Below are 12,364 nucleotides of genomic sequence, written 5' to 3'. Positions count from 1 at the left end.
GGGACACGGGTTCAAAAGCTAATCCACCGGCCTAAGTGTTGAATTTACTTCAGCATTCTTGGCTAATGCTAAGTATAGCATGGGTTGGCATGATAAGCAAGGGCGGGAAATTCTCGCCTTTTCTTATTGCTGCTAATGTAAGCGCTTACAAAAATTAGCACAGAAAAACTGCAACCAAATCAAAGAAAACCCTTGACAAGGTTAATAAATAAGTGTACGCAAAAGGAACCCCGCCCGTAAGGGTAGGGGGTGCCCCTTGCTTTATATGTATAGGCTGGCCCCGCGTCGCGCGCCCGCGGTGTCTGCTCTTTATGTGGTGGCGGTCTATTTTCTCTTTGCTCAGCCCCAAAGAGTGCCGGCCGCCATGGCCTAGAAACGTTTCCCCCCAGCTACTTCGTCCGCCCGCTTGTCAATTCTTTAATTGCGGGGCTTTTCGCCTTGCTTGTGTCATTATAATACCCCTTAAATTATACGGTGTCAACTATTTTTGCAACTTTTTTGAAATACCCCGGCAAATGCACACTTCAAAATTCGTTCAATCCATTGAGGCACAAGGCGCCAGCACTGGTCAAACTTTCTCAAAACAAACTATTTCTACCATTAAAAGGCAAAAAACGACCCTCAAAACTTTTTAAAAAAGTAGTTGACACCAACCCGAAAGGGTGATAAAGTTAAGTCAACAACTTAATCTTACCGGGGGCGACAAGCCCCGCAAAAACTACTTAAAAAAGTAGTTGACACGGAATTGAAGCCGTGGTAAGATTAAGACAATCAAATAAGGGCTTGGCCCCGCGGGTTGCGGGGCGGTACAAATAGCAACCCAGTAATCTGATTAAGCCCCCGGCGGTAACGGGGCTTTACAAAAACCGCTCAACTGAATAACTTCCCCCGGGGGTAGTCCCGGGGGCGCCCGATCGGGTAACTGGTCGGGTTAGGGGTAGCCCCACCTTAAAGGGCAAGCCGACCATAGCGTAAGCCGGGCGTTAAAAGTTCGTCTGGTCGGCGCCGGTCTCATTCCCGGACCCGTAAGGGTTGGGCGAAAAGCCACGGTAAAAGTGGTGGGGTGAGAAACGCGCGCAAGTTATGGGGGTTAGTCGGGTAACCGGCTAATCTAGGCAAAGGCGTTTGGCAAGCGTCTAAAGTTGGGACAGCCCTTCAAAATTGCAAGAGTCGCGGGAACGCGACAAAATCCGGTGAAAGACTCCGGGCTTGAATCTTGAAAACTGAATATGTAAACGGGGCGCCGTAACGCCCGCAATTTAAGGGGATTAAGCCTGATTCCCGGCGGGTATTCGTCACCGTCCCGGGCGGCTGTAAAGTCGCTAGGGCTACCAATACCCCCGGGGGCAAAACCCCGGGAACCCTTCCCGCGGGTGGAATGGGTAGCACCGACAACAAAGTGGGCGCTTTTGGATCAGTCAAGGCTTGCCTTGATTGGTCGTTATACATAGCTGGGCGAATCGACCCAGCAAATTAAAAATGAATTGAAAAGGGGATATGTAATGAAAATTGAATATCGAAACGCAAAATTTGACGGGGAAGGCTACCCGGAAACTGTTTTAGTTGACGGAAAGCCGGTCGGTACTTTCTTCACTTATGAGGAGGGTTGGGGCTGTGAATACCGTGATAAGCTAATCACGGCGGACGATTACCAACGCAATTTAAACGGCGAAAAGCTGGGTCAAGTTGTTGATTTTGGTGAGCTTGATTACAACGACGCCAAGGCAAAGTTGACCGCAATTTTGAAGGCTATGAACTAAGGGGGTATAAACATGCTGAAAGTTGAACCGATTGAATTTGAAAAAGCACGTCACTTTGTGATCACGTGGCAAGAAACGAACGCGCCAGCCGCCATGGTAACGGCGCTTTTTGAAGGTCGCCGCGACTTTTCACCGCTGAACTTGGTAGGCTTGAAAGTCGCTGATGGCAAGTTTTACGACTTGACCGGCAAGTTTGGGGACGTTGTCGACCTTGCTTTGTGGCTTGCTAATATGGTTGATCAAGTCAAAGATGAATCGCAATTAATCGAATTTGTCAAGGGGGTTTAATCATGAAAACTCAACAAATGAACGCTTACAATTTCCAAACTATCGCCAAAGAAGCCCGTAAGGGTCGCCATGAATATGTTGAACTTAAACCGGTGTACGATGGTAGAAAATCGTTCTATGACAAGGCAAATGTTTTAGAATTTGAAAACGGTTTGAAAATCCTTGTATCCTATACAACTTACGTTGCGGCGGTTTTACCTGATGGCCGTTTCTTGTCGTTTGGTAACTGGTCAGCAACCACCCGTCGCCATCAATGGGATTTTTATAAGCAATACGGCCGGCAAGTTGCCGGGGCTACGCTTGATGATTTTGAAACGGCTATGCAATTCAATTTATACTAATTGACAAGAATAGACAAAAAGCCTAGAAACGCGGTATAATTGCCGCACTACATATCAGATTCTAGGCTGGTATGAAAAAATATTATAGGGGGTCTTGACAATGATCAAGAACACAGAATTTACGTACTGGGAACGCAAAAACGGCGCTGATATTGCGCTGTTAGATATTACGGACGGCAAGGCGAAAATTGCTTACCGCCGGGGCGTATGGATTGGGCCAAAGTTTGAAATTGAAATCATTGCATGGCCTTTTGAAGGTGAAACTTTCCCGGTTCAGCTAGATGATGACCGTGAAGAATACATTGAAGTATTCGGCGAAAAACTTTACCTAGGGTTTATGAGAATGGGAAACGCGGACGTCCCAACCGACGAAGAACAACGCGAATATGCCGAATGGTGGAAAAAGTACAAAGCCTAAAAGAAATACGGGGGTAAAACAATGCTTTTAAAAAATAAAATTTACGGTAGACAATTCAAACAGCTTTGGTCATATCGCTTTCAAAGTGGCGATAAAGAATTTCCACATATCTATGTGGAATTGATAGAAACGCCGGCCGGTGAGTTTGATTGCTGGGTTGATGGCAAGCATTGCCCCGACACGGTGGCAGATTTAAAGACCGTCAACGAAAAGAATTTATCTGGGTTAGCCGGTCAACCGGTAGAAATTTTAGAAATTAGGGGGTAATGAAAAATGAAGAAAATCTATCAGTTAACGTATCGTGAAAACATTGCTTTAAGTGCTAACAGTCAAACAGTTGGCTATTACTCAACGTTTGAACTTGCGCAAACGGCGGGTGAAAAACTTATCAGTCGTAAGATTGGTGAATCATTCTACTGGACTTCTGAATTTGGTAATTATGTAGCCTTTGACGACAAGGAAACTGGAATCGAAAACAGCGTTTTAACTATCAACGAAATTATTTTAGATAGCTATTTAGTATAGGGGGTAGAAATTATGTTGACGTGGTTTATGAATAAAATTTTGTTTTGCCTTGTTTGCTATGTAGCATTCAAGTTCGGCAAATACATTGGCGAAAATGGTTGGGACGATATTTTCGATTAAGGTGGTAGATCGGACGAAACAAAAATCAATGAAATATGGACTCTCTTAGCAATGTTGGCTGATGAGCTGGTTAAGTGAACAAGATTTATAAAACAGATTTTAGAAAAGGTAAGAATTGGAGGAAATTATTATGAATTATGTAGTAACTATTAAAAATAACAAGTTTATTTTTGAAAATAGCGGTTGGAATACTAAGCAAATGTGGAACGATTTAATCAACGCATTACAATCAATGAAACTTGCGAGCCAAGTTGAAACAGTTGAATTTTATAAGCTCAACGAAGGCCAATTAGGATTTGACGGTGAAGTTTCTCAACTATTGGAATATGTAAAAGACGAGGGCATTATCACAAGTTGGCATAAAGAAGGGTAACAACCCTTAATGAAAGAAATTAAATTTGAAATTAAGCTATTAGGCGAACTTGATGAATTAGACAACAGTCGGTATTAAAAAATAATTTTTAGGGGGTAACAATCATGTTTGAAGAATTAGAAAAACAATTCGGTGAGCACGTTGTTTACAACGGCAAAAGCTACTGGCTAACACAGGAAGTCTATTTAGACGGTGAAATTGATAAGACCCCATACTATCAAGCCGCGGGGATTGATGAACACGGCCGTGAGTGCACAATCATTTGGGCGATTGATCAAGAATATTTTGGAAATGGCGATCAGGGCGACGATTGCGACTGGGAAAATCCGGTCGAAGTAATAGAACTATAGAAAGAATTTTTAGGGGGCAATAATTATGGCTAAGAAAAGAATGTTACCTACTTACGATTTAGGCGAAATGAAATTAAAGAATGTTGAAAAAATTTTTGCGGCTTCACATGGTGAATGCTATGAAGTCGAAGGGTCGCTAATTTCTCATTATTTAATTGATTTTGAAGGTTTCCGCGTTGGGCGTGTTCGCCGCAAATGGTTGGTAGTTGTCGAAGAATTTGCAAGTGATCAATCTAGTATCTTGCACGGTTTTCTTACTAATGACCAGAAAATTGCTGATGAATTTTATGATGAATGGGAATTAGACCAATCGCGGAAAGACAAAGAAATTTCTGATAAAGAATATTTTGACAAGTCAAAAGGTTTTGCTGGTCGCTGGGTCCCGACCGTTGCCGAAATTCAGCAAAAGGAAATTGAAAAATTCTTTGCACAATTTCAACGTTAGGGGGTTAAAACATGGGTCATAGAATTTTGCGGGAAGTAGAATTTTTCATCTTGTTTTGTATCGCTTTAGGTTTTATCGCAACGGCGTTAGTAGTAATTGGACGGGGGTTCTAATCGTGAAAAAGAATTTATTTGCCGGGCTTGTAAGTATTGCGTTGCTGGTATCTATCGGCGGCAATATCTACCAGCAAAAAGAAATTAAAGACCAGTCAACCAGCATTAGGAAACTGAAAGCCAATCAAACTATCAAAGATGGCCACGTAATGCATTTAGACAAGTTAGACGTGGAAAGCTACAAAGACCGGGGTGGGGAATGGCAATTAATCGTGTCAACTCATAACGGCCAAGAATTATTATCACAGCAAGGCGAGCATGCCAGCGCCACAGAATTATATTTCAAATAGGGGGGTAGCACCATGGAAAAAGAATTGAAGCTAGTCGAACAAGGTAGTGGATTATCTTACACGGTCAAACTTACACAAAACAATCAACAGAAAGAATTATTCTTTCAGTCGCGTGAAGATTTAGTTGGGCTTGCTGGTATTAATCCAAGTGAAGATTACAACGCTGACGACGCGGCAATTGAAGAAAATTTGATGGATATTTTCGACGCTTTATGGAATGTAGCCGAATAGAAAAAATAATGAGTTAGGGTTTAGTAGCCGCTTAATTGCGGCCCTACATATCGACTAAACCCGATATGCAAAAATAATTTTTATAGGGGTGTTTGAAATGACTGAAAACATTAACGTAATCGAAGTAATTAACGAAAAGAGTAACGGCCGTGGGCTACTGTATAACGAAGTTGGCGAATTTGATACACGGGAAGAATTAATTGGACTGTTGAAAGATATCGGGCTTGAATTTATCGGACTGGAATTAAATGGCAATGAATTAAACGAATTAATTAATGAAGAATATTATGTAGTTGACGGTCAAGAAACGGACGCCTTGATTATTGATAAGGGTAGAAAAAAGAAATTTTTATTAGGTGAATATGAAGCAATATGGACGCTGTTTGGTGATTATTGCAAGCACTTAATCAAAGATACCAGTACAAATAATTTTCTGTTTGGCTTTGAAGCGTTTTGGTTGGCCGCGTATTGATGGGGCGATCGACTTAGAAAGTGGTACTGTTGGGCGTTACTACGCCGATACACACGAATATAAGGCGGTACACAAATTACAGGACGATGATATTGCCAAACTTACGGAATCTTTAGACGATTACATTGATATGGAAGGTGGGGAAGATTACGCCGAAAATTTAATTGATGAAACAGCAGAAATTAAGCGTATCTAATTAGCAACTAGAAAGAAATTTAATGGGGGTAAAAATTATGAATCCATATAAAGAATTTATCAATTGGAACGAACGCAAGCGGCTAATCATTGACTATGATCAAAACCCGGAAAGTCCGCGAACCTCATTTTCTAATCTTATGAAGTTCTATACGTTTGAAAGTCGCCGTTACTCGCCGGACGAACACGATTTTAACGGCGTGGTGCAAGGGTTGGCGACCTTGCTTGGTGAAAAGGTATACACCATTCACGATGAAGAAAATTCAACAGATAGTTTTTTTGAACGGGTAGTCAAATTGGCGCTTGAAAAAGAAATTTATTTGACACCAATTTCATGCCTAGATCATTCGGTACTGAAATATTTTGCCGGTGTAGATTATGGTTGGGACACCGGCTGTGTTGGGTATATGTATGCCACGAAAAAGGACGTTCAAAACTGGTTTGGGAATGGCAAGAATTGGCAAGAAAATGCCGCCAATGCCGTTGAAGGGGAACTAAAAACTTATAATCAATTCGTTAATGGAGAAATTTATATGTATTACTTATACGACGAAAACGATTGTATTGAAGATCAGCTTTGTGATATTTACGCCGATAGCGAAAAAGAATTATTTGAAGTGTTTAGGGATTGCGCGGGAATTTCACTAAATGATGAAAATTGGAAAGAAATTCAACGGGGGTAAAGAATTATGAAGTACCAACCAAAAGTTAATTTACTTAATAAAGATGATGGCTTAGAAAAAGAATTTTTCTACCTTGGCCCAAATGCTTGCAACTACCATATTTATGTAGGGGTTGTTCAAGATGAAAAACAACTTTTTCCTAACGATAAGTTAATTCAGTTTCTAGTAAGACATCCAGATACACATAAGACTGTATATTGGCCATGTTACTACTTGTCAACATTACAAGAATGCAACCGTGGCCTTTGCCTTGACGGTGGCAATGAACAATGGAATTTAGAAAAGAATATGGTGGACGAAGTTAAAAGCTACTTTGGGAATTTCTAAAGGGGTAATGAATTATGAAGACTAAAGAAAATTTAATCCGTCAACAAAAAGAATTAATAGAACTTGTCCCAGCGTTTGAAACAGTTAACGCTAAACGAAATGAATTGGTTGAATCTGGTTCCTATGGTGGTGGCGCGTTAAACAAAGCAAGAAATGAATTGTTAGATTATATGGAAATTATTGCCGGTCGCTACATTTTGCAAAGTATTGGCGCCGACTATGGATTGAAGCAAGTTAAGAAATTACTGAAAGAATTTGAAGAGGGAAATTATCACTTTGCGATTGAAGCCGTGATTGGCGTTGATCACTCTTTGATTGACCCAGAAAGAAAATTAATCAGTCGCCCAGAAATTAGTGAACTGTACACGTTAGAACACTACCAAGAATTTGCAAAGCAAGTAATGAATGTAAAGGGGTAAAGAATCATGAAGAAAATTCATTATGAAGATGGATTGTTGGGCGACCTAGATAATAAATCGTTGTCAGTGCTGGTCAACAAAAAGAAATTAATCAAGTACACGCAAAAAGTGTTACACGTTAGCGACTGGCGAAAGTTGTGGTTTGAAGAATACGATTGGAATCATGTTGACGAAATGGCGGCCCAACTTGGTGACAAGGTTAAGTCTGTAGAATTGTAAAATATGTATTTCATAAAGAAATTTACCCTTAAGAAACATTGATATGACAGCATTTGTGAAAGTGAGGAAATCGAAATGAGTATTTATACGATGAAAGATTGGAATAAAGATGGCGAATTAACTCCACAGTTATTTCAAGAAGTTGAACATGAAATCTATTCTGATATGTACTGTGTTTTGCCACCATATCCATTAGAGGAAGTGACAAAAGAAATTTTAGAGAGCCAATTAGGTATTAAATTTATTCAAACATTTTGTGTTGGTGAAGAATACGACCAAGATGATGACGGAAATTATTTATATCAGTCATTCGGAAAAACAGCAGATGGAAAATGTTTTTACTTAGGTTTACGTCGTTCAGAATATTAGAAATTTTCATAACAAAAACACTATTAGAAATAAATTTACTATTAAGAGGTAATTATTATGTACATGGAATTTGCAACAGGTGTTGAGGGTAGCACAGCTTACTTATGTTATTTCAACAAGAAACGGTTAATCAAAATCTTGCATAGCTGGGGAATTAACGATTTTCGAGGTTTTCTAAAGAATTACATTTGGGACGACACCGACGCTATGATGTGCGAATTCGAGGACCGAGGTTGGTCTTATAAGAAAGTAGCATGTGAATTTTAGTCAGAAAAAGAAATTTTTGAGGAGTTGAATAATATGGAAATTTTAACAGTGAAAAAAGGCTTAGGTAGTAAAGTGAATACTGAATTCGAAAAACATTATGCGACACTTGATCAAGCCCAGGAAGCCATGAAAAATGAGTATTTAAAGGATAAGGCGAAAATTGAAAAGCTCGCTGCTCAAGGCTTCAACTTTGACAATTGGCTACGTAAATTGAGTAATCGTAAGTGGATTGTACAAGATGGTAGTTTATGGTTGCGGACTTATGAAATTCAAAGCGTATAAAACAGATAATTTAGAAAATAATTTTTAGGGGGAAGAAAAAATGGAAATGTACACGAAACCATACGAATGGGATAAGGCTGTTATCGGAATCGAAAAGGACGGGCGAATTATTAAAATTGAAACCCACTGGCGGCCATGGGACGAATTAGACCTATTTGCCGAAGGTAAAGAATTTAAGATTGAACGCCACGCGCTTATTGAAATGACTGAAATTGGATATGAATTTTATAATAAGAAACACGGGTGGTCAAAAGAAAAATACCTAAGCTATTGTCGAAATAATGTGACTCTTTCCTATCTAAGGGAACTAGAAATAATCGCCAACAAGTTTGTGAACGATAACTTTTAAAATAATTTTAGGGGGAAGAAAAATGAATGAACAAACTTATTTCCAAGAACAAGAAAAAGAATTTTTGATTCGATTGATGGATTACGCCGCTGGTCGAAATAACTGGGGAACACCACACCCGGCCGGGACGCCAATTGAAACTTACATTGATGATATGTACATGATCAAGGAATTAAACCCATTTAGAGAATACCTAATGAACTCATTAGAGCCGGGAGAAGAAATTAATAGCGAGTATGAACCTAGTAGCTATTTTGACAAGCTGTTAGAAAACGACCTAGGGAAAAATATTTTGGCTCTTTGGAATGCTGGTGAACGTGACGCAGCCGTTAAGGAATACCGGAAAAACATTGACCCATTTGTATTACCAAAAGAATTAAATGATCAACAGGAAAAACTAGTAGGGCGTGAATATATTGGTAACGAGTTCGCCGCCAAGGTAATGAGTAAGAAAGAATTACTTGATAATTTGAAGCATGATATCGACTTGTTTGATTTTGCCAAAGTGGTGGGCGATGCTGATGAATTTGATTGGGGACAATTAAAGACTGGCGCAAATAGTCTTGAAGACGCGTGGGAAGTTAAAGAACACTTAATCTATCATATCCAAACAGAACAGGTTTTAGTGACTGACGGCGTGAGTGACCCATACGCCCACCCCGTCATCAACCCACTATCACAAGAAGTAATTGACTACTTAGTAGAAAATAATTTTTATGACGATGACGAACCAGCTTTAGTTGACTGGTTGAAAGAATTACGTAAACAAGTAGTTGTTAAGGATTTAAAGCACAGTGTTGGTATGGAAACAGAATTTAATCATTCAGCATGGAAAAACATTAAACTCAACTAAGTTGGTAGCTTGCCAGGTTCGACCCCTGGTTGAGTTATTCCCTTATGGGAAAAAGAAATTATTGGAGGAATGTTTTGTATGTATGTATCAGAAAGTGAAGCGAAAAAATTTGCGATTAATTGCTTTTATGGTGTGTTGGATAAGTTTAGAATTAATGGTGGTATTGTAGAAAAATATAATACTTATTACGGTAGGGTTGAAAGCCCCAACGGCAACGTGTGTGAGAATATGATCTTTTCAATCGAATCAGCTCATACTGAATTTCGTGCTAGTGACCAGCCTAAAAAAGAAATTATCTACTCAGTGATTATGGACGTTTACAACGTGGTAAGTAACTTGGTTTTTTATGACGAAGACCGGGAATTATCTTACAGGTTAACCGGTGAACTGATGGAATTTGCGAATGAGGTGGTGGGCTAGGTGATTATCAAGACGAAAAATTATTTGCGTAAAGAGAAGCGCTTTAGAAAGAAAAATTATCCCTTGCACGAAACCGAAAAAGTAATTCGTCGCCTTATTGAAAATGATCGTCAGGTGTTGAGAAAACAACACCGTGACCATAAGTTACACGTTGGCGGCCGCGAATTACACGTTACTGGCCCAAGGGATAATTGGTTAATTAGATATAGTCGAAAAGAAAATAAATTGTTGTTAATAGATATGTTGACACATGATAATTTACAATAAGGAGGATGCGTCATGAATGAATTAAAAATCGAACACAAAGATGGTCGGGCTTACATTACAACGCCATATCACCCGGGGTTCGTTTGGAAAATAAAATTTATTAAAGGTAATTGGTGGGAAGCTGATACTCGTCAATGGTCTATCCCGGATAATGAAGGGGCAATTCAGGCAGCGCGAGAAGCCATGAAAGAATTTTTTGGGCATGACGATCAGTCAGTTGCCGAAACAGTTAATGTAGAAGTAACTTTTAATGAGTATTTCATACAAGGCCCAGCCGTAATGGTTCTTGGGAAAGCAATTTTCCGGACACGTGGCAAAGAAAGCAGAATAATTACTGGTGATGGCGTTTATCTGTTAAAGGGCGGTGTGGTCAATGAGAGTAGCAACAAATACCCCACTGTGGGAGTAAAAGTTGGTACAATCGTAAGAATTAATGACGTGCTGCCAAGTGAGATAGAAAAGTACAAAGAACAAACTGATAAACCATACACCGTTGAGGTATTGAATTTAGATGATGATAAAAAGAAAGTAAAGCTAGAAAACGAAAAAGAAAAATTGTTATCGCGGATCGAAGAAATTGATCGTGAACTTGCAAAATTAGGGGGTAAATAATCATGCCCAAAGAAATTCTAACCACGCCAGAAATCAACCACCAAGAAGTATCTATTGAATATGACTATGGCAAAACAAATTATTATCATAAAGTGATGGGCAAAAATATTTATTGAATTAAAGGGAAAAAAATAAATGGTTCTAAGACTGATCTAAAAGCGCAAACAAAAGTAATTTTGACCAGGCCGAAAGGTTTGGTATTATGTAAGTGGAACCGAGTAAAACGCTAGGTCATTATTAGGCCCGAGATCTCCAAGTCTGAACAGAAGCGCCTACGGTGCATTAATGTAGAGATACGGATCGGGGTGGTAATAATGAAAGGTGGAATTAAAGTTGCTGTTCGCGGCGGCCCTAGGGACACTGTTGAACATTTCTGCTTGCCTTGCGGTAATAATCGTGATATTGCGTCAGCTTATTGCGATGCGCCGGCTCATTTGTCGGCTGTTTATCCGAGACAAAAAGAAAAACCGCCATAATAGGCGGTGAACACCAAGTAAATAATCCTTAGCGCGGGGAGTCGCAACCTTCCCCACTCGGTTTCACCTACATAATACCAAACTTATAGTAGGCTCGCAAGAAAGAAAATTTCGGAGGAATTTAGAATGCCAAAAGCAAAACGGAGTGTTGAGGAAATCAAGCAAGACTTAAAGCAAGAAATTATTCGCCTTGGCATTCAAGATAACCCAAGTAGAACTGTGTACCAAAAAGAATATCAACGTGGGGTAGCACCTAGCCCAAACGGAGCATTGAAGGTCACTGGTATGAAGTGGCAAGAATTAATGCATGAGTTGGGGTTTGACTATGACGGGAAGAAGAATATTTCAAATAACGCTAAAAGAGAATCCGCTAAACTAAGCATGAGACGTGAAAAGGGGTTGCGCCTTACTAATCCAGATAATCTCAGATATGTGGTTGATGAGGCGTTAAAACTAATCAATGAGAAAAAAATTAATGACGCTGTCACTTTTGAGAAAATGGTTAATTTAAACTTAGACACTACCTATCAAACCCTATCCAAGCACGGTTACTCTTTTGAAAAATTTAAAGAACTTTATGCCCAAAAATATGGCTATAAAATTAGAAGTGGCAAATGGGGAGATAAGAGCAATATTGAACTTTTTAACATGGCCGCAAAATACATGAAGAAAAATAATCTAACCAACTTACGACAATATGATACATCAATAGATAGAGATGCTATGCCATCATCACGTGTTTTAACAAGGCGGTTAGGGTTAACATACCCTGAACTATCTCAACAGTTAAAAAGTGTGTTATCATAGACCGCTTTTTATTTTTACTATCCAAAAATAGTTGACACAGAATAGTTAATTAGGTATGATGTAAAAAAGAAAAAAATATTGACACGGTAACAA

General features: G+C 39.4%; 25 protein-coding genes. All 25 read left to right on the top strand.

The genetic code is table 11. From position 1 onward, the window contains the following. Nucleotides 1–1,502 precede the first annotated feature (1,502 nt). The 25 genes from FC43_RS03310 to FC43_RS03185 all read left to right on the top strand — a co-directional run bounded on the left by FC43_RS03310 (nt 1,503) and on the right by FC43_RS03185 (nt 12,271). Nucleotides 1,503–1,760, top strand: coding sequence for a hypothetical protein (locus FC43_RS03310; RefSeq protein WP_056954092.1), 258 nt, complete (start codon nt 1,503–1,505; stop codon nt 1,758–1,760). A gap of 12 nt (nt 1,761–1,772) precedes the next feature. Continuing rightward, on the top strand, nt 1,773–2,048 hold the full coding sequence (locus tag FC43_RS03305) for a hypothetical protein (RefSeq protein WP_056954090.1): 276 nt from the start codon (nt 1,773–1,775) through the stop codon (nt 2,046–2,048). Nucleotides 2,049–2,050: 2 nt separating this feature from the next. Further along, nucleotides 2,051–2,389: a DUF8033 domain-containing protein gene (locus FC43_RS03300; RefSeq protein WP_191979093.1), complete on the top strand. Its 339-nt coding sequence runs from the start codon at nt 2,051–2,053 to the stop codon at nt 2,387–2,389. Nucleotides 2,390–2,489: 100 nt separating this feature from the next. After that, nucleotides 2,490–2,807: a hypothetical protein gene (locus tag FC43_RS03295; protein WP_056954088.1), complete on the top strand. Its 318-nt coding sequence runs from the start codon at nt 2,490–2,492 to the stop codon at nt 2,805–2,807. Between the two features lie 21 nt (nt 2,808–2,828). After that, entirely contained in the window at nt 2,829–3,074 is a 246-nt protein-coding gene (locus FC43_RS03290) for a hypothetical protein (protein WP_056954086.1), read from the top strand. A 6-nt stretch (nt 3,075–3,080) separates the two neighbouring features. Beyond that, nucleotides 3,081–3,332, top strand: coding sequence for a hypothetical protein (locus FC43_RS03285; RefSeq protein ID WP_056954084.1), 252 nt, complete (start codon nt 3,081–3,083; stop codon nt 3,330–3,332). 250 nt (nt 3,333–3,582) lie between these two features. After that, the gene (locus FC43_RS03280) at nt 3,583–3,825 is read left to right on the top strand and encodes a hypothetical protein (RefSeq protein ID WP_056954082.1); all 243 of its coding nucleotides are present in this window, start codon (nt 3,583–3,585) and stop codon (nt 3,823–3,825) included. 104 nt (nt 3,826–3,929) lie between these two features. Next, nucleotides 3,930–4,175 (top strand): hypothetical protein, encoded by a 246-nt coding sequence (locus tag FC43_RS03275; RefSeq protein ID WP_056954081.1) that lies wholly within the window; start codon nt 3,930–3,932, stop codon nt 4,173–4,175. A 25-nt stretch (nt 4,176–4,200) separates the two neighbouring features. Further along, nucleotides 4,201–4,620, top strand: a complete 420-nt coding sequence (locus FC43_RS03270; protein WP_056954079.1) for a hypothetical protein — start codon at nt 4,201–4,203, stop codon at nt 4,618–4,620. 115 nt (nt 4,621–4,735) lie between these two features. Next, nucleotides 4,736–5,023 (top strand): hypothetical protein, encoded by a 288-nt coding sequence (locus FC43_RS03265; RefSeq protein WP_056954077.1) that lies wholly within the window; start codon nt 4,736–4,738, stop codon nt 5,021–5,023. A 12-nt stretch (nt 5,024–5,035) separates the two neighbouring features. Further along, entirely contained in the window at nt 5,036–5,254 is a 219-nt protein-coding gene (locus FC43_RS03260; RefSeq protein WP_056954075.1) for a hypothetical protein, read from the top strand. Between the two features lie 97 nt (nt 5,255–5,351). Continuing rightward, a complete protein-coding gene (locus FC43_RS03255; RefSeq protein WP_056954073.1) occupies nt 5,352–5,726 on the top strand; it encodes a hypothetical protein in 375 nt (124 codons plus the stop codon). Next, nucleotides 5,692–5,922 (top strand): hypothetical protein, encoded by a 231-nt coding sequence (locus FC43_RS03250; RefSeq protein ID WP_156648255.1) that lies wholly within the window; start codon nt 5,692–5,694, stop codon nt 5,920–5,922. The genes FC43_RS03255 and FC43_RS03250 overlap by 35 nt, the downstream gene beginning before the upstream one ends. A 37-nt stretch (nt 5,923–5,959) precedes the next feature. Further along, a complete protein-coding gene (locus tag FC43_RS03245; protein WP_056954069.1) occupies nt 5,960–6,604 on the top strand; it encodes a hypothetical protein in 645 nt (214 codons plus the stop codon). 6 nt (nt 6,605–6,610) lie between these two features. Next, entirely contained in the window at nt 6,611–6,931 is a 321-nt protein-coding gene (locus tag FC43_RS03240) for a hypothetical protein (RefSeq protein ID WP_056954067.1), read from the top strand. A 14-nt stretch (nt 6,932–6,945) separates the two neighbouring features. After that, nucleotides 6,946–7,350, top strand: coding sequence for a hypothetical protein (locus FC43_RS03235; RefSeq protein WP_056954065.1), 405 nt, complete (start codon nt 6,946–6,948; stop codon nt 7,348–7,350). A gap of 6 nt (nt 7,351–7,356) precedes the next feature. After that, entirely contained in the window at nt 7,357–7,569 is a 213-nt protein-coding gene (locus tag FC43_RS03230; protein WP_056954063.1) for a hypothetical protein, read from the top strand. Between the two features lie 75 nt (nt 7,570–7,644). Further along, entirely contained in the window at nt 7,645–7,938 is a 294-nt protein-coding gene (locus tag FC43_RS03225) for a hypothetical protein (protein WP_056954061.1), read from the top strand. Nucleotides 7,939–8,238: 300 nt separating this feature from the next. Next, nucleotides 8,239–8,487, top strand: a complete 249-nt coding sequence (locus FC43_RS03215) for a hypothetical protein (RefSeq protein ID WP_056954058.1) — start codon at nt 8,239–8,241, stop codon at nt 8,485–8,487. Nucleotides 8,488–8,527: 40 nt separating this feature from the next. Beyond that, complete coding sequence (locus FC43_RS03210; protein WP_056954056.1) at nt 8,528–8,836, top strand: hypothetical protein; 309 nt, start codon at nt 8,528–8,530, stop codon at nt 8,834–8,836. Between the two features lie 22 nt (nt 8,837–8,858). Further along, the gene (locus FC43_RS03205) at nt 8,859–9,689 is read left to right on the top strand and encodes a hypothetical protein (protein WP_056954054.1); all 831 of its coding nucleotides are present in this window, start codon (nt 8,859–8,861) and stop codon (nt 9,687–9,689) included. Nucleotides 9,690–9,767: 78 nt separating this feature from the next. Then, nucleotides 9,768–10,109 (top strand): hypothetical protein, encoded by a 342-nt coding sequence (locus tag FC43_RS03200; RefSeq protein ID WP_056954052.1) that lies wholly within the window; start codon nt 9,768–9,770, stop codon nt 10,107–10,109. Then, complete coding sequence (locus FC43_RS03195) at nt 10,110–10,376, top strand: type II toxin-antitoxin system YafQ family toxin (RefSeq protein ID WP_056954049.1); 267 nt, start codon at nt 10,110–10,112, stop codon at nt 10,374–10,376. 12 nt (nt 10,377–10,388) lie between these two features. Continuing rightward, nucleotides 10,389–10,988: a hypothetical protein gene (locus FC43_RS03190; RefSeq protein ID WP_056954047.1), complete on the top strand. Its 600-nt coding sequence runs from the start codon at nt 10,389–10,391 to the stop codon at nt 10,986–10,988. Nucleotides 10,989–11,590: 602 nt separating this feature from the next. Beyond that, nucleotides 11,591–12,271, top strand: coding sequence for a hypothetical protein (locus tag FC43_RS03185; protein WP_056954045.1), 681 nt, complete (start codon nt 11,591–11,593; stop codon nt 12,269–12,271). Nucleotides 12,272–12,364 lie beyond the last annotated feature (93 nt).

Source organism: Limosilactobacillus ingluviei DSM 15946, from assembly GCF_001435775.1.
GTDB classification, from domain to species: domain Bacteria; phylum Bacillota; class Bacilli; order Lactobacillales; family Lactobacillaceae; genus Limosilactobacillus; species Limosilactobacillus ingluviei.
Note: the sequence above shows the minus strand (reverse complement) of the source record. Positions and strands in the feature narration are given on the sequence as shown.

Coding starts and splice junctions, on each gene's coding strand:
- FC43_RS03310 (WP_056954092.1), top strand. CDS start 1,503: ATGAAAATTGAATATCGAAACGCAAAATTTGACGGGGAAGGCTACCCG.
- FC43_RS03305 (WP_056954090.1), top strand. CDS start 1,773: ATGCTGAAAGTTGAACCGATTGAATTTGAAAAAGCACGTCACTTTGTG.
- FC43_RS03300 (WP_191979093.1), top strand. CDS start 2,051: ATGAAAACTCAACAAATGAACGCTTACAATTTCCAAACTATCGCCAAA.
- FC43_RS03295 (WP_056954088.1), top strand. CDS start 2,490: ATGATCAAGAACACAGAATTTACGTACTGGGAACGCAAAAACGGCGCT.
- FC43_RS03290 (WP_056954086.1), top strand. CDS start 2,829: ATGCTTTTAAAAAATAAAATTTACGGTAGACAATTCAAACAGCTTTGG.
- FC43_RS03285 (WP_056954084.1), top strand. CDS start 3,081: ATGAAGAAAATCTATCAGTTAACGTATCGTGAAAACATTGCTTTAAGT.
- FC43_RS03280 (WP_056954082.1), top strand. CDS start 3,583: ATGAATTATGTAGTAACTATTAAAAATAACAAGTTTATTTTTGAAAAT.
- FC43_RS03275 (WP_056954081.1), top strand. CDS start 3,930: ATGTTTGAAGAATTAGAAAAACAATTCGGTGAGCACGTTGTTTACAAC.
- FC43_RS03270 (WP_056954079.1), top strand. CDS start 4,201: ATGGCTAAGAAAAGAATGTTACCTACTTACGATTTAGGCGAAATGAAA.
- FC43_RS03260 (WP_056954075.1), top strand. CDS start 5,036: ATGGAAAAAGAATTGAAGCTAGTCGAACAAGGTAGTGGATTATCTTAC.
- FC43_RS03255 (WP_056954073.1), top strand. CDS start 5,352: ATGACTGAAAACATTAACGTAATCGAAGTAATTAACGAAAAGAGTAAC.
- FC43_RS03245 (WP_056954069.1), top strand. CDS start 5,960: ATGAATCCATATAAAGAATTTATCAATTGGAACGAACGCAAGCGGCTA.
- FC43_RS03240 (WP_056954067.1), top strand. CDS start 6,611: ATGAAGTACCAACCAAAAGTTAATTTACTTAATAAAGATGATGGCTTA.
- FC43_RS03235 (WP_056954065.1), top strand. CDS start 6,946: ATGAAGACTAAAGAAAATTTAATCCGTCAACAAAAAGAATTAATAGAA.
- FC43_RS03230 (WP_056954063.1), top strand. CDS start 7,357: ATGAAGAAAATTCATTATGAAGATGGATTGTTGGGCGACCTAGATAAT.
- FC43_RS03225 (WP_056954061.1), top strand. CDS start 7,645: ATGAGTATTTATACGATGAAAGATTGGAATAAAGATGGCGAATTAACT.
- FC43_RS03215 (WP_056954058.1), top strand. CDS start 8,239: ATGGAAATTTTAACAGTGAAAAAAGGCTTAGGTAGTAAAGTGAATACT.
- FC43_RS03210 (WP_056954056.1), top strand. CDS start 8,528: ATGGAAATGTACACGAAACCATACGAATGGGATAAGGCTGTTATCGGA.
- FC43_RS03205 (WP_056954054.1), top strand. CDS start 8,859: ATGAATGAACAAACTTATTTCCAAGAACAAGAAAAAGAATTTTTGATT.
- FC43_RS03200 (WP_056954052.1), top strand. CDS start 9,768: ATGTATGTATCAGAAAGTGAAGCGAAAAAATTTGCGATTAATTGCTTT.
- FC43_RS03190 (WP_056954047.1), top strand. CDS start 10,389: ATGAATGAATTAAAAATCGAACACAAAGATGGTCGGGCTTACATTACA.
- FC43_RS03185 (WP_056954045.1), top strand. CDS start 11,591: ATGCCAAAAGCAAAACGGAGTGTTGAGGAAATCAAGCAAGACTTAAAG.